The sequence below is a fragment of the Sulfuriroseicoccus oceanibius genome (assembly GCF_010681825.2).
Lineage (GTDB): Bacteria > Verrucomicrobiota > Verrucomicrobiia > Verrucomicrobiales > SLCJ01 > Sulfuriroseicoccus > Sulfuriroseicoccus oceanibius.
This window is the reverse complement of the sequence record NZ_CP066776.1, coordinates 1,029,055-1,052,474: the sequence shown is the minus strand read 5'-3', so window position 1 is coordinate 1,052,474 and position 23,420 is coordinate 1,029,055. Positions and strand designations below refer to the sequence as shown.

Here is a 23,420-nt window from a genome sequence, read left to right as displayed (position 1 = left end):
ACACCACTGTCTTTAGATTTCACGGGACAATTCTCACGAAAGCTCACAACCAACTCACCATAATCACGTTATGAAAAATTGACACTTGATCATAAAGACGCGGAACCGCTATGCCTCCTGCCCATGCCCGCCACAACGGGCTCGAACCAAATCCACACAGACATCGTGATTCCCAGCCCCAAATCCCTCACCGTCGCGTCCCTGATGGGCGCCATCGCCCTGGCCGCTCCCGTCCATGCAGCCTCCGATTCTTCTCAATCCGGCACATGGCAAGCCAGCAGCGGTATCGACTACAGCTCCGGCAGCTATGGCGATGACGCCGACACCAACATTCTCTTCATTCCAGCCAGCATTTCCTACCAACGCGGCGCATCAACGACCAAGCTCACCGTGCCCTGGTTGCGTATCGAAGGTCCAGGCTCGGTCGTAGGCGGTGGCGACAGCGGCGTCGTCACCGGCGGCATGGAGGCAGTCGACGCCTCCGGCCTCGGCGACATCTGGTTGCAGCAGTCCTTCGCAGTCGATGCGATCCCATCCGACTGGTTCTATCTCGACTTGGTAGGGAAAGTGAAATTCCCAACCGCAGACGAAGCCAAAGGTCTCGGCACTGGAGCATTCGACTACACCGTCCAGCTCGACTTCTTCAAGCCACTCGGCAAGCTCAGCCCCATGGCCACCCTCGCCTACAAGATAAAAGGCGATCCGGACGGCTCGGATCTGAACAACGTGTTCTACACATCGATCGGTGCCGACTACCGACTCACCGACTCCGTGAACTTCGGCACCACACTGGACTACCAGGAGGCCAGCTCCGCGTCGTCTGACGACGCCATCGAGGTCTTCAGCTACCTCGGCTACAAGGCCAGCGAAAGCACCCTACTCACGTTCTACACCTATTTCGGTCTGACCGACGGCAGCCCCGACCTCGGAGGTGGAATCCAGTGCCGTTACGAATTCTAACACCACCAATTCCCCATGAACTACAAACTCATCGCAGGCATCCTCGGCCTCACCGCCCCCTACGCATTTGCCCAAGACATTGAATCTCCAGACCTTCCAGACAGCCCGGAAGTCACCGAAGTAGAGGTCGCTCCCGATCTCTCCGACACGCCGGATATCGGTGAAACACCTGAATCCCCCAAGTCCCTCTCAACCGGAGAGCGGAAGGTGTTGTCCAGCATTGCCGACAGCTTCCCGGATCTTGGAGAAAGCGAGGCTCTCACTCTTGCCGAAGCGCTGCGCGGCGGCAGTGACATCTCGTATGAAGTGGAGACCGAAGTCCCCGTCACTGCCCCGCTGATCGACGCCGACGGCAACCCGGTCTACAAGCTGAATCCGGATGGAACCCCAATGGTAGACCCCGAGGGGAATCCAGTCCCAGAGACCACCACGGTCGAAGTTCCAGTGCTCGATGCCGAGGGGAACCCGGTCTACAAAGTGAACCCGGACGGCACTCCGATGCTCGACGCCGAAGGAAACCCTGTTCCAGAGACCGCCGTTCAGATGGAAACCATCGTCGAAACCGTCGTGGTAGAGAATGGCTCAGGGGCTATGGGAATCGGCAACGTGAAGCTCACGCTTCTCATGGCCGAGGAATCGCTCAAGCAACAGGGAATCAATCCGGATATGGCCAGTCTCTCCGGCGCCATCTTCGGCACGGATCCCGCACTCGCCGACGGCATCCTCGAAATGCGGGCCGCCGGTGCCGGCTGGGGCGAAATCAGCCAGGAACTACTCGGAGTGAAAGTCGGGACCTTGATGTCCGGAAAGAACCGAACCCACAAAGGCCGAGGCAAACCTGTGTTTGAAGATTCTCAGATCGAGGATCCCGAACTGGAAGCGAACACGCTCACAGCCCCCGACCGCCGACCTGGCCGAGGCGGAGCAGCTGTCCGTAATCCAGACTCCCGCAATGCAGCCAAACCCGAGCGCCCGCAGAAATCTGGCAAAGCGGACCGTCCCGACCGAGCCCAACGCCCGGAGAAGGCCCAACGCCCGGAAAAGCCAACTCGTCCCGAGAAACCGCAACGCCCTGAAAAACCAGAGCGTCCGGACAAGCCGGAACGACCGGAAAAACCAGAGCGCCCCGAAAAGCCGGAACGACCAGACAAACCTGAACGTCCACAAAAGCCGGACCGCCCTGAGAAACCCCAACGCCCGGAAAAGCCCGTGCGACCAGACAAGCCCAGCAAACCGGAAAAACCCAACCGGCCGAGCCGCCCGAACCGCTAATCACAATTGAACACAACAATGCCCCCATCGGATCATCCGACGGGGGCATTTCTTTGGGTCATCGTCACTTTCCGGGAAAAGGGAAAACTACGATCGTCTCCGGCGCATCAACACACGCAAGCCCAGCAACGCCAAGATCCCACTCGACGGCTCAAGCCGCCGAAATGAACGACTCGATCTCCAACGACGCCTTGGTGATCCCGAGGAGGACTGGCACGCCTTCAGCAGGCTTACCACCTTCTTCGATGACCTCGCGGTTAATGCACTCGAAGGTGCTCTTCTCGACCTCGTCGCCCCAAAGGGCTCACTTGACACCTGCAGTCATTCCTTTAACAACGGTCTCAGCAGGCAAGCTGACTCAAATGGTGGCTGGATGATCGCTTATCAAAAAAACATGATGCGTTCGTACAAACTCTCACACATCTCCAACCGTCTCGCGCCAACAAACGACATAGTTTGCGAACCGTTCAAAGATCAGGTTCCAGGGGGAGCAAACGCTATGTACCACTTGCCACCATGATACAAATAGAGAGCTTGCTGAACAGGGACGTTACTCTGATCCAAATAGAATCCGTCAGCTAGTGTGACTCCGACAGGAAGCTGCCCTTCGGCCTTATCCTTTTTCAAGACCTCCTGATCTACATACGTGAACTCCAGAATACTGGGATGGCGAAACTTCAAGACACTCCTATCGTCACCCAACAGACGAGCTCTCATTTCAGCAGCTAACTCTGGATTCTCGTCAGACACACCATCGTATCCGTACAACCAGTACGGATTATCTGCGCCCAACTCCTCCATTGAGGCGGAATTCAACCAATCGATAAATATTTCAAGCTTCTCGTATTTTGCAGGGGCGTCATTCCTTGCGCGCCATGCTAACTCATAATGATCAGTAAGCTGTTTGGGGAAAACCACTGTATCTTCGCTATCTAGCATTGCGATACCTCCAAAAGCCCCCTGATGTTTTTCAGGCCAATGCCGCCCGCGCCCTCTAAAACCGAGCCTTTTAGTGAGCACTATATTCCCACCTCCAACCGAGATCTCGTTATGAAGCTCGTAAATCTCGTGACTTTCCATATGACCATAAATCATATGAACATCAGATAGTATCACCTGCTTAAGCTCCTCAGGGACATCTCCCTCAAACACCACAGGAAAGTCAACGTCAGCAACTTTCAATCGTTGGGGATATACGTGTTTTTCCCATAACGTTCTAATTCTACTCTCGCCATCTGCTGCTGCTGCTCTAGCTATTACCCCCTCGTCAGGAAGTGAAGAAGCAATTTGCTCATCTGCGTCCTGAATAACCGCTATTGGATTCCCTTTGGGCTCCAAACTGAGCAGCCACCACCCCAGAAAACCTGCAACTAGGAGAACGATACTTATTAATGTGTATTTCATGGACAATTCCCAGGTGCAAGCTCCAGCTTATCATTAGCGATTGGTGGACGCAGCTTGAGATACTCCCCAATACAACACCCTTCGTGCATAATCGACTGATCAATTTCTTTGTAGTTCGGAACTATACCTTTCTCGCCCTGAGCTGGAGTACCATCCAACTGCAACGCCCACACAAACGGCATAACATCTAAATTAACATGGCTATTAGGACCAGAATCAGGACACGCATAATTTCTAACCATCCGCGACACTCTGCACACCCGACAGATCATCGGCAAGCCGTTTCACCTAGCCTCCATCATTTCCCGCTGATACTGCGCCTCATGGACGATTCCCATCCGATTTCGCCAGCTCGAATCCAACACTGACTACAGCAACCACTTGGGTTCGTCGTCTCACTGACTAGCCCCACCACCTCGAATGCACGGGGCATAAAAAAGCCGGGCCGCGGAGAGAGTATCCGCGGCCCGGCCGGTTTGAGTTTCTAGCTAGGGTCTCACTTGACACCTGCAGTCATTTCTCCACTAAATTTTTCTCTTCCACCTATCCTCCAACCACCCACGATCTTTATCGGTGATGCTGAGCTTCCCCTCTTTCTCAAAATACCAAAGAAACTCCTCTACAAACCCTCCACCCAAGAGAATCCATCGGCCATCAAGCTCGACACATTCTGATCGATCTCTATGTATGTATATTGAAGAATGCTCAGGCACACTGCGATATATCACCTTGGTAATCGAGGAAAGCTCAATGGACTTCACTCGCAAGTTATCACCATACTCAAGACAATCTCCTTCAATACGAACGAAAAACCTGCCACGTCTCCTAAAGGTGCATACGGTGTAAAAAAACAAACACAGGAACCCCCCTCCAGGAATCAACATCCACCCCCACTCACGCGAACACAAAAAAAACACGCAAGCGACAAGCGCGCACCCAGCAGCGGTTACAATTTCTTGTAACCACGAATACCGATACTCTAATACACAATGACCGACCATAAACCCAATTTAAAATGCCGGTAAAACTTCAGAACTAAACTGCCATGATTTCGACCAGGAAAACCGCGGACATGCATCATTTCTAACCATCCGCGATACATTGCGCACCCGACAGTTCATCGGCAAGCCATTTCACCCCGCCTCCATCAATTCCCGCTGATTGTCCCTCAGATAGACGGATTCCACGCGTTTTCGCCCGAATCACCACACCTCCAGGGTACTACAGATCCCACACTGGATTCAGCAACTACTTGGGCTCGTGGTCTAACTGACTGCCCCTCTCACCACAAATGCGCGGAGCACAAAAAAGCCGGGCCGCGGAGAGAGACTCCGCGGCCCGGCCGGTTTGAGTTTTTCAGCTAGAGAGCCGGATTAGAGCACGTCGTCGCCGGAGGCTTGTGGCTCAGCCGCTTCGGTGTCCGCAGAGGCGAACTCTTCAGCGATCTCGGTCTCGATGGCCTCGACCTTGTTGATCTGGCGGAAGCCAGTACCAGCAGGGATGAGGTGACCCATGATGACGTTCTCTTTGAAGCCGTCGAGGGTATCGATCTTGCCGAGGGTTGCCGCTTCGGTGAGCACGCGGGTGGTGTCCTGGAAGGAAGCCGCCGAGATGAACGACTCGGTTTCCAACGACGCCTTGGTGATACCGAGGAGGACTGGCTCGCCTTCAGCAGGCTTACCACCTTCTTCGATGATCTCGCGGTTGATGCGCTCGAAGGTGCTCTTCTCGACCTGGTCGCCCCAAAGGAAATCGGAGTCACCTGGCTCGGTCACCTTCACCTTGCGAAGCATCTGGCGGATGATGATCTCAATGTGCTTGTCATTGATCTCCACACCCTGGAGGCGGTAAACCTCCTGCACCTCGTTGGTGAGGTGAGCCTGAAGCTCGTTCGGCCCAAGCACGTCGAGGATGTCGTGTGGCACCGCCGGACCTTCGGTCAGCTGCTGGCCACGCTTCACCGTGTCGCCCTGCTGGACGATGATGTGCTTGTTCATTGGGATGAGGTGATCTTCCTCCTCCAGAGTCTCTGGATCGCGGACGATGACCTTCTTCTTACCGCGGACGGTTCCGTTGATGTCGATGACACCGTCGATCTTGGCGATGACGCATGGATCCTTCGGTGTACGCGCTTCGAACAACTCGGCAACACGCGGAAGACCACCGGTAATGTCCTTGGTCTTTGACACCTTGCGCGGTGTACGGGCAACCTGGGTACCAGCGGTGATGACTTCACCTTCCTTGACGGAAAGGTTGGCACCGGTCGGCACCGAGTACGAGGCCTGGACTTCGCCGCTTGCCACGTCAACGATGACGATCTGCGGGTGAAGTTCGTCCTTGTGCTCGATCACCTTGATCGCGCCGCTGTCGTCTCCGGAGCTTTCGTCCTGACCAATGGTGATGCCCATGATCATGTCACGGAACTCCACCTTACCGGCCTTCTCGGTGATGATTGGCACGTTGTATGGATCCCACGTCAGGAGGGTCGATCCCTTACGGATCTTGTCGCCGTCAGCAATGTTGATCACGGATCCGATCACCACGTTGTAGTTCTCGAGCTCGCGACCATCTTCGTCGACGATCGATGCCGATCCGTTCTTGTTGAGGGCGATGTAGTTGCCGTCCTTGTCTTCAACGGTGCGGACATCGTTGTAGCGGACAAATCCACCGTTCTTCGCCTTAACAATCGGCTGTTTGAAGGTTGCACTCGCGGTACCACCCACGTGGAAGGTACGCATGGTCAGCTGGGTACCCGGCTCACCAATCGACTGAGCGGCGATAATACCCACAGCGGTTCCGACCTTCACTTTCTTGCCGGTGGCAAGGTTGAGGCCGTAACACTGGACACAGCAACCGCGGTCAGCGGAGCAGGTCAGCACCGAGCGGATCTTGAGCTTCTCAACCCCGATGTCCTGGACGCGTGCGGCCTGGTCTTCGGTGATGACGTCGCCTTCCTGCACAATGAATTCGCCGGAAACCGGGTCCTTCACGTTCTCAGCCGAGGTACGACCGTAGATGCGGGTTGCGAGGTCCACGACCTCTTCGTCACCTTCGTAGATCGACTCGACGGTGATGCCGTTGAGTGTCTTACAGTCCTTGATGGTCACGATCACGTCCTGCGCCACGTCGACGAGCTTACGGGTCATGTAACCCGAGTCAGCGGTCTTCAGAGCGGTATCGGCAAGACCTTTACGCGCACCGTGGGTGGAGATGAAGTACTCAAGCACCGACAGACCTTCACGGAAGTTCGAGGTAATCGGACGCTCAATGATCTCACCGGACGGCTTGGCCATCAGACCACGCATACCCGAGAGCTGCTTAATCTGCTGCTTGTTACCACGGGCACCGGAGTCCACCATCATGAAGAGCGGGTTGGTCTCCTTCTTGCCGTCGTTATGCTCAAGCTTGGCGTAGAGAGCCTTCTGGATCTCGTCACCAGCCTGGGTCCAGGTATCGATGATCTTGTTGTAACGCTCACCGTCGGTGATAATACCGCGCTTGCGCTGGTTCTCGACCACTTCGAGAGCTTCGTACGACGCACGCAGCTGCTCTTGCTTCTGCTCTGGGATCACCATGTCGACGATACCGATCGATGCACCCGAGCGGGTAGCTTCCTTGAAGCCGAGAGCCTTGAGGCGGTCGAGTGTCTTGACGGTCTCTTCCTGTCCGGCAACTTGGTAGCAGCGCCAGATGATGTTCGAGATTTCGCCCTTACTGACGGTGCTGTTGATGAAGCCGAGATCTTCAGGCCAGATTTCGTTGAATCGGACACGACCAGGGGTGGTTTCGATCACGCGGTTCTCCTTGTCACCGAACACGGTGTCCTTACCGAAGTCAGGGTTCAAAAGGCGGATCGCATCGTGGTAACCCAGCTTGCGGCTAGCGATCGCGAACTCCACTTCGGTGGTGTTGGCGAACATTGGCAGGTGCGCATTCTCACCACGCTTGTTCTTAGGAGCCTCATGCTTGCGGTGGGTCAGGTAGTACGACCCAAGAATGATGTCCTGCGATGGAGTGGTGATTGGCTTACCGCTCGACGGGCTGAAGATGTTGTTTGGAGCAAGCATCAGCATGCGTGCTTCCATCTGCGCTTCCACCGAGAGTGGCACGTGCACAGCCATCTGGTCACCGTCGAAGTCCGCGTTGTATGCGGAACAGGTCAACGGATGCAAACGGATCGCCGCACCTTCGATCAACACAGGCTCGAATGCCTGGATCGACAGACGGTGGAGGGTCGGTGCACGGTTGAGCAACACCGGATGGCCCTTGGTCACCTCTTCGAGGATGTCCCAGACTTCCGGAGTCTTGCGCTCGATCATCTTCTTGGCCGAACGCACGGTGTGCACGTAGCCCATCTCCTTCAAGCGACGGATGATGAATGGCTCGAACAAGACGAGTGCCATCTTCTTAGGAAGACCACACTGGTTGAGACGCAGCTCAGGTCCGATCACGATCACGGAACGACCGGAGTAGTCGACTCGCTTACCGAGGAGGTTCTGACGGAAACGTCCGCCCTTACCCTTGAGCATGTCGGAGAGCGACTTGAGCGGGCGGTTGCCAGCACCAGTCACCGCACGGCCGTGACGACCGTTGTCGAACAACGCATCCACAGCTTCCTGAAGCATGCGCTTCTCGTTCCGGATAATCACATCCGGAGTCTTGAGCATGAGCAGGTTCTTAAGACGGTTGTTACGGTTAATGACACGACGGTAGAGGTCGTTGAGGTCGGAGGTCGCGAAACGGCCACCTTCCAGTGGCACCAACGGACGCAGGTCCGGAGGAAGCACAGGCAGCACGTCGAGGACCATCCACTCAGGACGCGAGTAGGACTCGGCGAAGCCACGCATCAACTTGAGGCGCTTGGCGAACTTCTTACGGTTCTGCTTCGAGCGGGTCTTCTCCATGTCCTCTTCGATCTGGGCGATCTCTTTCGCCAGGTCGAGGTTGGAAAGAATTTCCTTCACGGCTTCGGCACCCATTCCGGCGCGGAAGCTCTCGCCGTACTCGTCCTCGGCTTCACGCAACTCGGTCTCGGTCAAAAGCTGGCCGGTTTCGAGTGGCGAATTGCCTGGATCGATGACGATGAAATCTTCGTAGTAGATCACGCGCTCAAGCGAGCGCGCGGTCATGTCGAGGGCGAGACCAAGACGCGATGGCATGCACTTGTAGAACCAGATGTGGGTCACAGGCACGGCAAGCTCGATGTGGCCCATGCGCTCACGACGCACGCGCGACAGAGTCACCTCCACACCGCATCGGTCACAGGTCACCGCCTTGTACTTGATGCTCTTGTACTTACCGCAAGCACACTGCCAGTCCTTGGTTGGACCGAAGATACGCTCACAGAAGAGGCCGCCCTTCTCAGGCTTGAAGGTACGGTAGTTGATGGTTTCCGGGTTGATCACCTCACCGCGGCTCCATTCACGGATGGCATCGGGAGAGGCAACACGGATCGAGACCTGGTCAAAGCCGGACTCAGGTTTGTCCACGCCGTAGAATTCCTCGAGATTAGGATCAATGCTCATTTGTTCAGAAGTAATAGAATTTCAGGTTGCGGCACGCGCCCGGCGGCTGGGTGAGCCGCCGGGCGCTACCGGCGTGGATTGAGTTATGCAGACAGGATGTCGATGGCTTCGTCCGCCTCCGACTTGGTCGATGCCTCCGGACGGACGTCGAGTCCGAGCGCCTGCATCTCCTTGATGAGAACGTTGAACGATTCCGGTGTACCGGCCTCGAGGTTGTTGTCGCCCTTGACGATTGCCTCGTAGATCCGGGTACGACCTTGCACGTCGTCGGACTTCACCGTGAGCAATTCCTGGAGCAAGTAGGCGGCGCCGTATGCTTCCAGTGCCCACACTTCCATCTCACCGAATCGCTGGCCACCGTACTGCGCCTTACCACCCAACGGCTGCTGGGTCACGAGGCTGTACGGACCAACCGCACGGGCGTGGATCTTGTCGGCAACCAAGTGGCCGAGCTTGAGCATGTAGATGTATCCGACCACCACTGGCTGGTGGATCTTGTCACCGGTCTGACCGTCGTAAAGTGTCGATTTACCGCCGGTCGAGCCATCCTTGCCGTCACCGATCCATGTGTAGCTCTGTCCTTCCGGCTCATCCGGCAAACGCTCACGCGCCACACCGTTGTCACCGATCATCTTCACACCGTCGACCTTCTTGGCCTCGGAGAGGTACTCCCAGATCTTGCTCTCAGGGATACCGTCGAAGACCGGAGTCGCCACGGTGAAGCCAAGTGCCTTGGCAGCCACACCGAGGTGTGTCTCAAGAACCTGACCCACGTTCATTCGCGATGGCACGCCCAGTGGGTTCAAGCAGATGTCCACTGGAGTTCCGTCGTCGAGGAACGGCATGTCTTCTTCAGGAACGATCTTAGCGACCACACCCTTGTTACCGTGACGTCCTGCCATCTTGTCACCCACCGAAAGCTTACGCTTGGCGGCGACATAGACTTTAACGGACTTGACCACACCTGGCTCGATCTCGTCGCCGCTCTCAACTCGGTCGAGGGCGCGCTCACGATCAACGTCGAGGTCTTCGAACTTGCTCTGGAAGCCGTCGACGATCTCGAAGATCTTGTTGCGGATCGGGCTTGGGTCGATGTCGATGCTGTCGTAGATCGATGCCAACTTGCGCAGCAGCGTCTTGGTGATCTTGCGGTTTGCAGGGATCACGATCTCGCCGGTCTGCCCATTGACCACGTCAAGTGGGATCTTCTCCCCAAGAAGGATGTCGGAGAGCTTCTCGGTCAGCTGATCGGTAAGCTCGGTCTTCTTCTTGTTGTACTCTTCGTTGATCTGCTTGAGCGCCTTCTTGCTCTCGCTCGATGGCTTGCGATCCTTAGGACCAGCGATGCGCGACGAGACGCGAACGTCCATCACGATACCGGTGCAACCCGATGGGACGCGCAGCGAGGTGTCCTTCACGTCTGCAGCCTTCTCACCGAAGATCGCACGGAGGAGTCGCTCTTCTGGAGCCAGCTCGGTTTCGCTCTTAGGAGTGATCTTACCGACGAGGATGTCGCCAGGCTTGACCTCGGCACCCACGCGGACCACGCCGTCGTGACCAAGGTTCTTCAGAGCTTCCTCACCGACGTTCGGGATGTCGCGGGTGATCTCTTCAGGTCCAAGCTTGGTGTCACGGGCAGCCACTTCGAACTCACTGATGTGGATCGAGGTGTAGATGTCTTCCTTCACGACGCGCTCGGAAATGGTGATGGCGTCCTCGAAGTTGTATCCGTTCCATGGCATGAACGCGACGAGCACGTTGCGGCCGATTGCCAGCTCACCGTTTTCGGTGTTCGGGCCGTCTGCCAGCACATCACCCACCTTCACGCGGTCGCCACGCTTGACGATCGGCTTCTGGTTGATGCAGGTACCTGCGTTCGAGCGCATGAACTTGCGCAGTGGGTAAACGTAGAGCCCCTTCTCAGGATCGCTCTTGAGCTTCTCAGGTGCCGAGAGGAACTCACGGTCGGAGATTGGCAACTTGCCGTCCGGGCTGGTGACGATCACCTCGGCGGTGGATGCCGCGACTTTGCCCTTGGCCTCGGAAACTACGACGGCACGCGAATCGCGGGCAGCCTTGGCTTCCATGCCGGTTCCCACCAATGGCGCGTCACTTGTCAAAAGTGGCACACCCTGGCGCTGCATGTTCGAGCCCATCAATGCGCGGTTGGCGTCATCGTGCTCGAGGAATGGAATCATGGCCGCAGCCACCGACACCAACTGCTTCGGACTGACGTCCATGTAGTCGACGGTGGTTGGGTCCACTTCGATGAACTCACCACGCTCACGAGCGGTGATGCGCTCGCTGACGAAGGTGCCGTCCTCGTTGAGTTTGTTGTTCGCCTGGGCAATGAGATACTTCTCTTCCTGGTCAGCGGTAAGGTACTCGATCTTGCTGGTGACCTTGCCATCCTTGGTGACCTTGCGGTATGGAGTCTCAATGAATCCGAACTCGTTGATGCGAGCAAACGAGCTCATCGAGTTGATCAGACCAATGTTCGGTCCTTCCGGAGTCTCAATCGGGCAGACACGTCCGTAGTGCGACGGGTGAACGTCTCGCACTTCGAAGCCGGCACGGTCACGGTTCAGACCACCAGGTCCGAGAGCCGAAAGACGACGCTTGTGGGTCAACTCGGCCAGAGGGTTGGTCTGGTCCATGAACTGACTCAGCTGCGAACGACCGAAGAAGTCACGCACGACGGCGCTAAGTGCCTTCGGGTTGACGAGCTTCGACGGGCTCAGCGACTCGTACTGCTGGTCGATCAGCGTCATGCGCTCTTTGACCAAACGCTCGGTACGGGCGAGACCGACACGGCACTGGTTGCCAAGCAATTCACCCACGGCACGCACGCGGCGGCTACCGAGGTGGTCGATGTCGTCGAGGATACCGGTTCCACGCTTGAGCGAGAGCAGGTACTTGGTCGCGGCGATGAAGTCATCGGACGTGATGATGCGCTCGTCTTCGTCGACGTTGAGGTCAAGCTTCTGGTTGATCTTGTAACGACCAACACGGGTCAGGTCGTACTTCTTCGGATCGAAGAAGAGACGCTTGAGCAACGCACGGGCGTTGGCGGTTGTCGGAGGATCACCAGGACGCAAACGGCGGTAGATGTCTTTGAGAGCTTCCTCTTCGTTGGTCGCCGGATCCTTCTTGAGGGACTTGACCAAAAGGTCGTCCTCGGACGCTTCGATGATCTCCACCGACTTGTGACCCAATGCCATCAACTGGGCAACCACACCAGGGGTGAGCTGCTCGAATGCCTTGGCAATCACGTTCTCGCCATCAAGGATGTCGTTGAACGGAAGCTTGTCAGCCAAATCAGCCTCCTCGAGCTTCGAGGTGAGGCGCAATTTGCGGGTGCTGTAGAACTGCTTGACGATGTCGTCGTTGCTCGAGAAACCAAGCGCACGCATGAACGTGGTCGCAAGGAACTTACGGCGGCGACGGCGACGGTCGAGGTAAACGTAGAGCAGGTCGTTGATGTCGAACTGCACTTCCAACCACGATCCGCGGTCAGGGATGATGCGGAACGAGTGCAACAACTTGCCATTCAAGTGACGCTCGGTCTCAAAGCTGATACCAGGCGAACGGTGCAACTGGGACACGATCACGCGCTCGGCTCCGTTGATCACGAAGGTACCGCGGCGGGTCATCAGTGGGAGCTCGCCCATGTACACCTTCTCTTCCTTCGAGCCGGACTCGTCGGTAAGACGGAAGGTCACGTAAAGCGGAGCGGAGAAGGTTTCACCCTCACGCAACGACTCCAGCGACGTCAACTTCGGCTTGCGCACCTCATAGGCGACATACTCAAGCTTTACTTTCTCGTCGTAGCTGTCGATCGGGAACACTTCGCTGAAAACAGCGTGCAAGCCCACGACTTTTCTTTCGGTTGGAGGAACATCCTTCTGCAGGAATTCCTCGTAGGAGCTGAGTTGGACCTCGATGAGGTTTGGTGGTTCGAGAACCTCTTTGATTTTTCCGAAGTATTTGCGTTCCGACATAATCGCGTAGTCGTTGCGGGCTCGTTGTTATTGGGTGGTGTGGGTCCGGGGGGACCATCCTCCACTGCCCGCTCCACGATCTGGTACGTGGTCAGGTGGCGGAGGATCTTCTCCCAGGAAATTGGATTGACGCCACCCCGCATCTCGGATTCACATCCAGGAGTTGGGACGACTTCCCCGGCATCCCAGCGGACGATGTCCAGTGGAAAACAGAGGCGGAAATTGAGGGGGTGTTGCTTAGAGACGACAAAACGCCGTCCAGAAGTACATAGGTCTCCTGTCGGCTTCTAATGGCGTTCGTTTTTACAGAACCAGTTTCTGATGAATTGCGCTAATTTTCAGAGTTCAAACGGGCTGAAATTGGCTCCGAACCGGGCAACAACACCCGATTACAAGGAAATCCGGAGCTGATCAGGCCGCCGGACAGTGTGCAATCAACATCGAAATCCAGCACTTGTCGACTGGAATTCTCTTTTAAGCACAAAAAAATGTTGCGGTACGGGCCGGCAACTCGTGCCGACCCGCCCGCAACAATGGTGAAAGTACGAAATGAATTACTTGATTTCGACCTTGGCACCAGCGCCTTCGAGCTTCTTCTTGATCTCTTCGGCTTCTTCCTTGCTGGCACCTTCTTTGAGTGGTGCTGGAGCGCTCTCAACGAGCTTCTTAGCGTCTGCAAGGCCAAGGCCTGCGACAACGCCGCGCACTTCCTTAATGACAGCGATCTTGTTACCACCTGCTTCAGCAAGGATAACGTCGAACTCGGTCTTCTCTTCAGCGGCTGCTTCGCCACCAGCGGCACCGCCGGCTGCTGCAACTGCCACAGGAGCTGCGGCGCTCACGCCCCACTCTTCTTCAAGGGTCTTCACAAGCTCAGCTGCTTCAAGCACGGTAAGCTTGCCCAATTCTTCTGCGATTTTAGCTAGATCTGCCATAATATTTATTTTTGGTGTTGTCGGTTCCCGGAGCCCCGGAAGGTTTAAGGGCGACGGCTGCCGCCCCGACAAGGAACCTGATTTTAATCAAGCGGCCCGAACGATTGGCTCGGACCGCCATCTGTTCAAATTGATAACGCGTATTAGCCCTTGTCGGCGAATGCCTGGAGAACGCGGGCGAGCGAGCCTGCCGGCTCGTTGATGGTGCGAACGAGTTTCGACGCTGGTGCGTTGATAACGCTGAGAAGCTTTGCAAGAAGCTCTTCGCGGCTTGGAAGCTCTGCAAGAGCCTTGAGCTGCGACTCATCGATCACATCGCCGTCGAGAACACCAGCCTTGAAGACCGGCTTCTTGAACTCAGCGGTGAAGTTCTTGAGCACCTTGGCTGCTGCAGGGATCTCCCCTTCACCAGTCACGATCATGGTCTGACCCACGAACGCTTCCGAGAGATCAGGGAAGTCACCAGCCTGAAGCGAGCGCTTGACGAGACGGTTCTTGGCGACGGTACCTTTGGCACCGACTTCCTTGAGGCGCTTACGCAGCTCCTCGAAACCATCCACGGTCAATCCCTGGTAGTCGAAAACCAAGAGGTATGGAGACGCCTGGATGCGCTCGAGCAGTTCGTCGACGAAAATTTGTTTTTCCAGTTTCATAGCAATTTCTAGTGATGTGCTGAATTCACGCGGAGGCGGAATTAGCGGACGAATGCTGCAGGTTCGATTTCAACGCCCGGGCTCATGGTCGCTGCCATGGTCACTGCCTGAACGTACACACCCTTGGCGGATGCCGGCTTGGCGCGAAGCACAGCATCGATGAGCGACGATGCGTTCTCAGCGAGCTTCTCAGGCTCGAACGATGCACGACCCACGGTTGCGGAGACGTTGCCGTTCTTGTCGAGCTTGAAGTCCACACGACCAGCCTTGACTTCACCAATTGCCTTGGCGGTGTCGTCGGTCACGGTACCGGTCTTAGGGTTAGGCATCAGACCACGAGGTCCGAGAACACGTGCGATCTTACGCACTTCTGCCATCGCGTCGGTGGTAGCAATTGCCACATCGAAGTCGGTGAATCCACCTTTGACCTTCTCGATGAGGTCTTCGAATCCGACGTGCTCAGCACCAGCTGCCTTGGCGGCTTCTGCAGCTTCACCGGTCGCAAAGACTGCCACCACAACGTTCTTACCGCTGCCATTTGGAAGTGGGCAGGTACCACGCACCATCTGGTCGGACTTACGTGGGTCCACGCCGAGCTTGAACGACAGAGTTACGGTCTGGTCAAACTTGGGTGCCGGGAATTGCTTGATCAGCGCTGCTGCGTCAACAAGGGAGTAGGACTTCCCTTCTTCAACGAGCGCGGCTGCCTTCTGGTATCGCTTGGATCGCTTGTTAGCCATTGTATTTTATAGTTTGCAGTTCAAAGGGGATGCGAACTTGCCGCATCCCTCCTGCGGGGTAATCACCCCGATTGCAGACGCAACCGAGATTACATACCCTCGACTTCAATCCCCATCTGGCGTGCGGTGCCAGCAAGGATACGGGCGGCCATTTCTGGATCGTCCGTGTTGAGGTCAGGAAGCTTGCGCTTCACGATCTCATCGAGTTGTGCGCGGGTCAACTTAGCCACTTTGGTTTTGTGCGGCTCGCCGGATCCCGAAGTAATGCCTGCAGCTTTCTTGATCAGCGACGATGCTGGTGGCTGCTTGCAGATGAAGGTGAAGGACTTGTCCTTGTACACCGAGATCACCACTGGGAGAACTTCACCAGCCAGCTTCTGGGTGGCTGCGTTGAACTCCTTACAGAAGCCCATGATGTTCACACCGGCCTGACCGAGTGCTGGACCGACTGGAGGCGATGGGTTTGCCTGACCAGCTGGGATCTGGAGTTTGATTTGCTTGACGACTTCCTTGGCCATAATAAGTATTCGTTGGAATTTGTGCGCCCGACGTAACAACCGGGCTGATTGGGGTGCGGCTTAGCCCTCTTTTTGGACCTGCCAATACTCGAGCTCGACCGGAGTCGACCGACCAAAGATGGTGACCGACACGAGAAGCTTGCCTCGCTCTGGATCGACCTCTTCGACAATGCCATCCTGGCTTTCGAAGGGCCCATCAACAACTTTCACCGAATCGCCAACCTCAAAGGCGACTTTCGGGCGAGCGCCTTCTTCGCGCTCTTGAATCTGTGACAACAATGCATCCACTTCGCGCGGACGCATAGGCAACGGCTTGTCCTTGGTTCCCGCGAACCCGATGACTCCGTCGGTCTCTTGAATGAAGTACCATGTCTTGTCGACGAGGCGATTGTCCTCGGTCAGCAAGTTCATATTGAGAATGAGATACCCTGGGAAGAACTTGCGCTTGCTTTCGGTCTTGCGCCCGCCCTTCACTTCCGACACGAGCTCGGTCGGCATCAGGACATTGTAGACGTAATCGCCCATCTCTTCGCTCTTCACGCGACGAAGCAAGTTATTGTACACGCGCTTCTCCTGACCGGAGAGAACGTGCACGACATACCATTGGTCTTTAGGCTGAGGAATGGAAGGCATGAGATTTAGACGAAGAATCCGTCGCGGCGGTTTGCCTTACGACGGTTTTTAGAAATTCGGTCGGCTTGGTCCGGTGGTCAGTGATGTCCGCGGCCGGATCAGCCAGGTCAGCGGGAATATAATGAGCTTTTACTCAAAATCCACTGGTCTTTTGAATCAGGAAGAAAATCCCGCCCTTCATCAGCAAGTCGAACAACGCAACAAAACCACCCAGCAATGCGGATGCGATCAAAATCACAACGGTAGAATCCGTCAGTTTTTTGAAGCGCTTAAGACCCTTGAGTCCACGCCCTTTCGGCTCCCATGGCCAGCTGGCCTTGTGAAGCTCACCTTTGACTTCAGTCAGATATTTTCCAGGGCTTGGCATCGCTCTTGAGTGACAGCTTGATTTCAGGGGATGCGCACCGATCACCGGCGCGCTCATATAGATTGTTTTGAGTCATGCAGTGGCAGGGCAGGCGGGACTCGAACCCACAACATTCGGTTTTGGAGACCGACGCTCTACCAATTGAACTACTGCCCTCCCTAGATAATCAGGCATCCGAGGAGTCGATGCTCCTCAAATGCGCTAATGTAAACCAAGAAGACTGCCTGACTTGGTTGTCAGCAATGGATCACTAAGAACCAAAGCCAACGAAAAGCTCTCGAAACAATCCCGGACCGCGCGCCCTAATTGAGCCACACGGCCCGGGATCTTAAGTTTCGCGAGTTGGTCAGCAACTCAATCGAGATTACTCGATGATGTCGCCAACACGACCTGCACCCACGGTGCGGCCACCTTCACGGATAGCGAAGCGCATTGTCTTCTCCATCGCGATCGGGGTGATGAGCTCAACGGTGAGCTCGGTGTTGTCACCAGGCATGACCATCTCGGTGCCCTCTGGGAGCTCGATGGAACCGGTCACGTCGGTGGTGCGGAAGTAGAACTGTGGACGGTAGTTCGAGAAGAATGGCGTGTGACGGCCACCCTCGTCCTTCGACAGAACGTAGATCTCTGCCTTGAACTTCTTGTGTGGTGTGGTGGTACCTGGCTTGGCGATCACCTGACCACGCTCGAGGTCGTTCTTCTTGAGGCCACGAACGAGGAGACCCACGTTGTCACCTGCACGACCTTCGTCGAGAAGCTTACGGAACATCTCGATGTCGGTGATGGTGGTCTTCTGAGTTTCGCGGATACCCACGATCTCAACTTCTTCCATCTTCTTGATGATACCACGCTCGATACGACCGGTAGCAACGGTACCACGACCTTCAATCGAGAACACGTCTTCGATTGGCATCAGGAATGGCTGGTCCATTGGACGCTCTGGCTCTGGGATGTAAGCATCAACCGAAGCCATGAGGTCGAGGATCGCCTGCTTGTACTTCTCGTCACCCTCGAGGGCCTTGAGAGCCGAACCCTTGGTGATTGGAAGGTCGTCACCTGGGAAGTCGTAAGCCGAAAGAAGTTCGCGAACTTCCATCTCAACGAGCTCAAGAAGCTCTTCGTCGTCGACCATGTCGCACTTGTTGAGGAAAACGCAGATCGCCGGGACACCCACCTGACGAGCAAGAAGGATGTGCTCACGGGTCTGAGGCATTGGGCCATCAGCAGCGGAGACCACGAGGATAGCACCGTCCATCTGGGCAGCACCGGTGATCATGTTCTTCACGTAGTCAGCGTGACCTGGGCAGTCAACGTGAGCGTAGTGACGATTCTCGGTCTCGTACTCAACGTGAGCGGTCGAAATAGTAATTCCGCGAGCCTTCTCTTCTGGAGCGGCGTCGATCTCGTCGTACGCCTTAGCTTCTGCACCACCTGCTTCAGCAAGGATGGTGGTGATAGCTGCGGTAAGTGTGGTTTTGCCGTGGTCAACGTGACCGATGGTGCCCACGTTCACGTGAGGCTTGGACCTTTCAAAGGATTCTTTGGCCATGGTAGATATAGGTTGGATATTGATTGCCCGGGAGCGAATCGCAAATCCAGGCAGGCAGTTGTTTCTTGGTGTGGTGCCCGACCAGGCTTAACGCCTGACCAAGTCAACGCCCCACCTTCAGAGAAATGGAGCTCTTGAGCGGATTTGAACCGCCGACCTCATCCTTACCAAGGATGCGCTCTACCACTGAGCTACAAGAGCATCTTTCTGACGATGTGACGCGTACCGCCCCTTTCTTACCATCCACCATCCAAACCCTTTCGAGCTCTTCAGGCTTGCCGGTCTTGCGGAAGCGGACTGGAAACTAGCAACGATGGAGCCAGTGTCAAAAAGGTTTTGCAACGAATCAGCGAATTTTTCACGCACATTGAAGCAAACACCCCGCGCCACTCATTGATCCTCAATGACCTTCCGCAAGACGATCCGCCAAACCTTCTGGCAGCCCTGCAGCGAGAATTTTCTCCTGGGTCTTGCGAATATCGTACTCCAAGCGACGCGTGGTCACAGTTTTCGCCGCCTTGTCGTAGATCGCGTAGGACGCACGCCAGTCCCCGTCACGCGGCTGACCGACACTCCCCACATTGATGAAATACTTCTCACCCGGCTTGATCTCCACAACCTCTTCCATCCGCTGATCCGGACGCCCACCGTCGTTCTGCACGAATGCCATCGGAACGTGGGTGTGGCCGTAGAAACACACGGAAGTGAACTGGTAGTTGAAGCTCGCCATGGCGTCGAACTTGTTGGTCACGTATGCCCAACTCGACGGCGAATCCAATGTCGCGTGAACGACCGTGAAATCAGACACCTGGCGCACGAAGCGCAGGTTGCGCAAATACTCCTTCTCCGAAGGCACCATCTGCTCACGCGCCCACGTCAGAGCAGCAAAAGCCAATGGATTGAGCCCCTCCAGAGGTGTATCCCGCGAGCACTCTTCATCGTGGTTCCCCTTGATCACCGGACAATCCAAACTGCGGACAATTTCCAGGCATTCACGAGGATTGGCATTGTAGCCAACGATATCACCAAGACAGACATACTTGTCACATCCCTGTTCCTTGGCGTCAGCGAGCACAGTTTCAAGTGCTTCCAGGTTGGCGTGGATGTCACCGAAGATGGCGTATTTCATTACAGGAAAAGCGGGGATGATGCGGTAATTTGCGAAAGCGAGAACAAATCAATAACGACTTTCGCGCTCATTGCTAGCGATTTTAACTTAGAATCCTCACTCAGCCCGATTCTCGGTCTGCGCTTCGGATGCGGTCAGTGCGTCTATCAGTTGGCCCATGCGGTGCCCGACCCCACCGCCCATGGACTTTCGGTACAACCGGTAGTCACTCAACTGCTGGGCAATCTCTTCGTCGGTGGTGCCAAATTCAGTCAACCGCACCATCCGATCAGGGTCCACACCCAACTCCAACTGAAGGTCGAGCAAGCTCCCTAACAACATGGGCAAGTGATGCTGCGGCGACTCGTCGTACAACGCCTGCAGCAGCTGATACGCATCATCCCGGCGGGACTTCACATAGCTCAACTCGTACGCCACCCGCCTCCGGATGTACTCGGGGCACCCTTCCCTCGCGGCAGCCATCTCGAAGTAATGAGCCGCCTTTTCGTGATCGATTTTCTTAAACCGATCGGAAAACAACATCCCAGCAAGCATCGGTAGCCGCCAACGCTCGGGATTGTAACGCATTCCATCCTTCAAAAACTCATAGCCTCGGTCGATGTAGCGCTGCCAGCGCTCACGCCGCAACTCATCGGTCACACCTTCCTCGTCCCAGTCCTCCCGATAATAGCCCGCCGCATTGTACGCCATGTGCCACGATGCCGTTTCCCAGTACGACCCCACGCGCGGCTGCAACGCGGTGATCACTTCGTAATCGCGCTCCACCTTCCCCCAGTCGCGATCCTCCCACGCAACGTAGGCTTGCAGGTCGCGGATACTCGCAATGACCGAGCGAAACCCACCGAAAGCCGCCACGTAGCTGTTCTGACTCAGCTGCTCCCGCATGGTAACATCAAGAGGCTCCGGCAATACACCACCTGCCCGCAGGTCGCGCGTCAGCGCCGACTCGACAGGCCAGCGAACCAGCCCGAAGACGAGCAGGATCCCGAGCATCACCAAAACTTTCTTTCCACGCATCATCACATCGACTTCCTGAAACCCTACAGCTCCTTGTCAAAAAACGCGACCCACGCCAGCAACACGTAGACCAGCACATAGCCGCCAGCCAATCCACCCAAAGTCCCCGCGACATCCCAGCCCAACACTTCCCCACCCACCGCGGCATCCACCACGTTGAACATCTGAAAATCGGGGAACATCAACACCATCACTGCGGAAATCACCGACATCACCCCACCGCCAAGCCCGCTCGCTTCGTAAAACGCCCGCACATCCGCCTGCACATGGCCGACGAAAAACGCAGTGATCGCCACCACCATCGTGAAAAGCGAACTGCTCGCCACCGTGCTCACCAACAACGTCAACGCCGCCAACACCACGCCCTTGCACAACACCGCAAACACCCCAACCTGCAACGACCACGTCACACCTGCCTTCGAAACCAACTGACGCACCGCTTCAATCGCGTCGTCAGAATAGCCCGCAGCCTCAAGCTGCCGCACTTGCTCGTCCATCACCGCAACCTCCCGCAAGTAAAGTACACCGGTGAAAAGCGCATCCATCACGACAAGGCTGACGCCCAGCAACGCCACCACACCCACCAGCTTGCCGAGCAGATACTCAATCCTCAAAACCGGCTTTGAGAGCACCGTGTACAAAGTCCTGTCCTCTATATCCTTGGGAATCAGCATCGAGGTTGCAACCACGGCAAACACACTGACAAACAAGGTCATCGCCCCCAGCCCGAAGTCCTTCAGTATCTTCAACTCCTGCTCCGGACTGTTATACCGCAGCACGAAAAGCGAACTCGCGATCAAAATCACCGCAAAGATCGCCAGGAAATAGAAAACCCGCATCCGAACCAACTGCTGAAAGGTGTGATATCCCAGCACCCCCACCCGCCGAATCGAAAACAACCCACGCGATCCCCCGATAGGAGCGCCCCCAATCAAATTCACATCGTCGCTCATTTCGTCTCGTCCTCCAATGCTGCTTGCTCGCTCGTCGCCTCGATAAAAAGCCGCTCCAATGACGTCCGCGGATGCCCCATACGCACCACCGAAGCAGCCTCGTCATCGGCCACCAATGCCTGAATCCGATCCAACAGGGCCGGTGACGGATGGCTCAACACCACCTCGGTCTGATCCTCAACCGCGACCATCTCGTCAAGCCGCCCCTGTCTCAGCATCCTCCCGCGGAAAATAATCCCCACCCGATCACACACCTCCTGCACTTGTTCGAGCAGGTGCGATGTCAAAAACACGGTAATCCCACGCTTCTTCAGATCCAAAATCAAATCACGGATCTGGCGTGAGCCCATTGGATCCACACCGGCAGTCGGTTCATCCAGCACCACCAGGCGCGGGTTATGAATCACCGCCTGCGCGAGCCCAATCCGCTGCAGCATCCCCTTCGAATAGCCACCAATGCGACGATCCGCCGCATCACTCAGCCCCACCATGTCGAGCAACTCGTCCGCACGCTGGCGCAGCGCTTTCCCCTTCAGCCCGCAAAGACCGCCGTAAAAGCGCATCGTCTCAGCGCCGGTCAGATGCTTGTAAAAGTATGGATTCTCCGGCAAGTAGCCAACCTCACGCCGACTGTCCGCACGTCCCGCAGGCCGCCCGAAAATGCGACACTCCCCCTCGGTCGGGCTCATGATACCAAGCATCACCTTCATCGTCGTCGACTTGCCGGAGCCGTTCGGACCGATCAATCCATAGACCTCACCTTCCTCGACATCCAACGACACATCATCCACAGCGCGGAACAATTTCCGCCGCAACGGAATCTTAAAATCCTTCGCCAACCCGCGGATCCTCACCGCGGATCCATCGGAAGCGCTCTCTGCCTCGGTCAAATCCATGCCCCGCATCTAACGCAGGACACACCTGATTGGAAACCCAAATATCACACAATCCCACCAATTCACCGGACGGGAAGACCGCGAATTCTACAATCACCCGCCAACTCCCCGCCCGGCTTATTCTCCACTACAAGAACTCCCCATTAACGGCGGCGGCGGAGCATCAACCCAAGCCCGCCACAAAGAGCCAGCCCGGCTGCCGATGGCTCGGGCACCGCAGTCACCGTGAAGGCCGTAATTCCCACCCCGTTGTTCGGCGTCGGATCATCGGGAGCGGCCGCTGCCAACGTTACCGTCTGCCCCGCCGCCACAAAGGTGCCGAACACGTGCTCACCAGACGAATCCAACAAAGTCGTCGCACCGCCATCAAACTGCACACCCAAGGCATCACTTGCCCCGACACCCGCAATCGTCACCGATTCAAAAAGCACATCCTTGTTGAAGATGAAGGTCAGGATCTCCACCGCGTTTACCGTGTCGAGCTGCGCCGTCGGATCTCCCGCCGACGGATGATTGATCCCCAATCCCGAACTTGTGGCATTCACCGACCCAATATTCGCCGAGACTGTAACCTCCACGCCCCCAAGGGAATAACTCCCCGATACCGCGTCAAAATCGAGCGTTCCATCGGTACCACTAAAAACCACCGCTGCATCCGCAGTCACAGCAATCGCGCATGCCGTCGCCGCGCCCATCATCCACTGATTCATTCGTTTCATGATATTCTGTTGTTCTCTTTTACACGCGGCTAACAACCACCACGCACTTTAAGAACACGCAGGAAACGAATTAAGTTAGATGAGAGCAGTTGATTCTCAATTGTTAGAAAAAAGCCTCCTCACGGGCACAACGACACCTCGTGCTTCCA

The 23,420-nt window shown here is 56.1% G+C and carries 17 protein-coding genes and 2 tRNA genes; 2 read left to right on the top strand and 17 right to left on the bottom strand.

The window, feature by feature from the left end; translation table 11 throughout:
- Window positions 1-123 precede the first annotated feature (123 nt).
- Window positions 124-960, top strand: a complete 837-nt coding sequence (locus tag G3M56_RS04065) for a hypothetical protein (RefSeq protein WP_164365488.1) — start codon at window positions 124-126, stop codon at window positions 958-960.
- Window positions 961-975: 15 nt separating this feature from the next.
- A complete protein-coding gene (locus tag G3M56_RS04060; protein ID WP_235203578.1) occupies window positions 976-2,232 on the top strand; it encodes a hypothetical protein in 1,257 nt (418 codons plus the stop codon).
- Between the two features lie 474 nt (window positions 2,233-2,706).
- Here G3M56_RS04060 and G3M56_RS04055 read toward each other — a convergent pair whose 3' ends face one another.
- The 17 genes from G3M56_RS04055 to G3M56_RS03975 form a co-directional block, all read right to left on the bottom strand.
- On the bottom strand, window positions 2,707-3,636 hold the full coding sequence (locus tag G3M56_RS04055; protein WP_164365487.1) for a hypothetical protein: 930 nt from the start codon (window positions 3,634-3,636) through the stop codon (window positions 2,707-2,709).
- A 1,373-nt stretch (window positions 3,637-5,009) separates the two neighbouring features.
- Complete coding sequence (gene rpoC / locus G3M56_RS04050) at window positions 5,010-9,161, bottom strand: DNA-directed RNA polymerase subunit beta' (RefSeq protein ID WP_164365486.1); 4,152 nt, start codon at window positions 9,159-9,161, stop codon at window positions 5,010-5,012.
- Between the two features lie 83 nt (window positions 9,162-9,244).
- On the bottom strand, window positions 9,245-13,162 hold the full coding sequence (gene rpoB, locus G3M56_RS04045) for a DNA-directed RNA polymerase subunit beta (RefSeq protein ID WP_164365485.1): 3,918 nt from the start codon (window positions 13,160-13,162) through the stop codon (window positions 9,245-9,247).
- 554 nt (window positions 13,163-13,716) lie between these two features.
- Window positions 13,717-14,097: a 50S ribosomal protein L7/L12 gene (rplL, locus tag G3M56_RS04040; protein ID WP_164365484.1), complete on the bottom strand. Its 381-nt coding sequence runs from the start codon at window positions 14,095-14,097 to the stop codon at window positions 13,717-13,719.
- A gap of 143 nt (window positions 14,098-14,240) precedes the next feature.
- Entirely contained in the window at window positions 14,241-14,750 is a 510-nt protein-coding gene (gene rplJ / locus G3M56_RS04035; RefSeq protein WP_164365483.1) for a 50S ribosomal protein L10, read from the bottom strand.
- A 41-nt stretch (window positions 14,751-14,791) separates the two neighbouring features.
- Window positions 14,792-15,490, bottom strand: coding sequence for a 50S ribosomal protein L1 (gene rplA, locus G3M56_RS04030; RefSeq protein WP_164365482.1), 699 nt, complete (start codon window positions 15,488-15,490; stop codon window positions 14,792-14,794).
- Between the two features lie 89 nt (window positions 15,491-15,579).
- The gene (gene rplK / locus G3M56_RS04025) at window positions 15,580-16,008 is read right to left on the bottom strand and encodes a 50S ribosomal protein L11 (protein WP_164365481.1); all 429 of its coding nucleotides are present in this window, start codon (window positions 16,006-16,008) and stop codon (window positions 15,580-15,582) included.
- A gap of 60 nt (window positions 16,009-16,068) precedes the next feature.
- On the bottom strand, window positions 16,069-16,641 hold the full coding sequence (gene nusG, locus G3M56_RS04020; RefSeq protein ID WP_164365480.1) for a transcription termination/antitermination protein NusG: 573 nt from the start codon (window positions 16,639-16,641) through the stop codon (window positions 16,069-16,071).
- Window positions 16,642-16,774: 133 nt separating this feature from the next.
- Window positions 16,775-17,008 carry a preprotein translocase subunit SecE gene (locus G3M56_RS04015; RefSeq protein ID WP_164365498.1) on the bottom strand — a complete coding sequence of 78 codons (234 nt, stop codon included), beginning with the start codon at window positions 17,006-17,008 and terminating at the stop codon, window positions 16,775-16,777.
- Between the two features lie 80 nt (window positions 17,009-17,088).
- Window positions 17,089-17,164, bottom strand: a tRNA-Trp gene (locus G3M56_RS04010).
- 208 nt (window positions 17,165-17,372) lie between these two features.
- On the bottom strand, window positions 17,373-18,557 hold the full coding sequence (gene tuf, locus G3M56_RS04005) for an elongation factor Tu (protein WP_164365479.1): 1,185 nt from the start codon (window positions 18,555-18,557) through the stop codon (window positions 17,373-17,375).
- A 126-nt stretch (window positions 18,558-18,683) separates the two neighbouring features.
- A tRNA-Thr gene (locus tag G3M56_RS04000) sits at window positions 18,684-18,758 on the bottom strand.
- Between the two features lie 199 nt (window positions 18,759-18,957).
- Window positions 18,958-19,686 carry a metallophosphoesterase family protein gene (locus G3M56_RS03995; RefSeq protein ID WP_164365478.1) on the bottom strand — a complete coding sequence of 243 codons (729 nt, stop codon included), beginning with the start codon at window positions 19,684-19,686 and terminating at the stop codon, window positions 18,958-18,960.
- Window positions 19,687-19,782: 96 nt separating this feature from the next.
- On the bottom strand, window positions 19,783-20,706 hold the full coding sequence (locus G3M56_RS03990; protein WP_164365477.1) for a hypothetical protein: 924 nt from the start codon (window positions 20,704-20,706) through the stop codon (window positions 19,783-19,785).
- Between the two features lie 20 nt (window positions 20,707-20,726).
- Window positions 20,727-21,656: an ABC transporter permease gene (locus G3M56_RS03985; protein ID WP_164365476.1), complete on the bottom strand. Its 930-nt coding sequence runs from the start codon at window positions 21,654-21,656 to the stop codon at window positions 20,727-20,729.
- Window positions 21,653-22,552 carry an ABC transporter ATP-binding protein gene (locus G3M56_RS03980; RefSeq protein ID WP_164365475.1) on the bottom strand — a complete coding sequence of 300 codons (900 nt, stop codon included), beginning with the start codon at window positions 22,550-22,552 and terminating at the stop codon, window positions 21,653-21,655. The genes G3M56_RS03985 and G3M56_RS03980 overlap by 4 nt, the downstream gene beginning before the upstream one ends.
- Window positions 22,553-22,695: 143 nt before the next feature.
- Window positions 22,696-23,271, bottom strand: coding sequence for a hypothetical protein (locus G3M56_RS03975; protein WP_164365474.1), 576 nt, complete (start codon window positions 23,269-23,271; stop codon window positions 22,696-22,698).
- Window positions 23,272-23,420: the final 149 nt, after the last annotated feature.

Coding starts and splice junctions, on each gene's coding strand:
- G3M56_RS04065 (WP_164365488.1), top strand. CDS start 124: ATGCCCGCCACAACGGGCTCGAACCAAATCCACACAGACATCGTGATT.
- G3M56_RS04060 (WP_235203578.1), top strand. CDS start 976: ATGAACTACAAACTCATCGCAGGCATCCTCGGCCTCACCGCCCCCTAC.
- G3M56_RS04055 (WP_164365487.1), bottom strand. CDS start 3,636: ATGAAATACACATTAATAAGTATCGTTCTCCTAGTTGCAGGTTTTCTG.
- rpoC (WP_164365486.1), bottom strand. CDS start 9,161: ATGAGCATTGATCCTAATCTCGAGGAATTCTACGGCGTGGACAAACCT.
- rpoB (WP_164365485.1), bottom strand. CDS start 13,162: ATGTCGGAACGCAAATACTTCGGAAAAATCAAAGAGGTTCTCGAACCA.
- rplL (WP_164365484.1), bottom strand. CDS start 14,097: ATGGCAGATCTAGCTAAAATCGCAGAAGAATTGGGCAAGCTTACCGTG.
- rplJ (WP_164365483.1), bottom strand. CDS start 14,750: ATGAAACTGGAAAAACAAATTTTCGTCGACGAACTGCTCGAGCGCATC.
- rplA (WP_164365482.1), bottom strand. CDS start 15,490: ATGGCTAACAAGCGATCCAAGCGATACCAGAAGGCAGCCGCGCTCGTT.
- rplK (WP_164365481.1), bottom strand. CDS start 16,008: ATGGCCAAGGAAGTCGTCAAGCAAATCAAACTCCAGATCCCAGCTGGT.
- nusG (WP_164365480.1), bottom strand. CDS start 16,641: ATGCCTTCCATTCCTCAGCCTAAAGACCAATGGTATGTCGTGCACGTT.
- G3M56_RS04015 (WP_164365498.1), bottom strand. CDS start 17,008: ATGCCAAGCCCTGGAAAATATCTGACTGAAGTCAAAGGTGAGCTTCAC.
- tuf (WP_164365479.1), bottom strand. CDS start 18,557: ATGGCCAAAGAATCCTTTGAAAGGTCCAAGCCTCACGTGAACGTGGGC.
- G3M56_RS03995 (WP_164365478.1), bottom strand. CDS start 19,686: ATGAAATACGCCATCTTCGGTGACATCCACGCCAACCTGGAAGCACTT.
- G3M56_RS03990 (WP_164365477.1), bottom strand. CDS start 20,706: ATGATGCGTGGAAAGAAAGTTTTGGTGATGCTCGGGATCCTGCTCGTC.
- G3M56_RS03985 (WP_164365476.1), bottom strand. CDS start 21,656: ATGAGCGACGATGTGAATTTGATTGGGGGCGCTCCTATCGGGGGATCG.
- G3M56_RS03980 (WP_164365475.1), bottom strand. CDS start 22,552: ATGGATTTGACCGAGGCAGAGAGCGCTTCCGATGGATCCGCGGTGAGG.
- G3M56_RS03975 (WP_164365474.1), bottom strand. CDS start 23,271: ATGAAACGAATGAATCAGTGGATGATGGGCGCGGCGACGGCATGCGCG.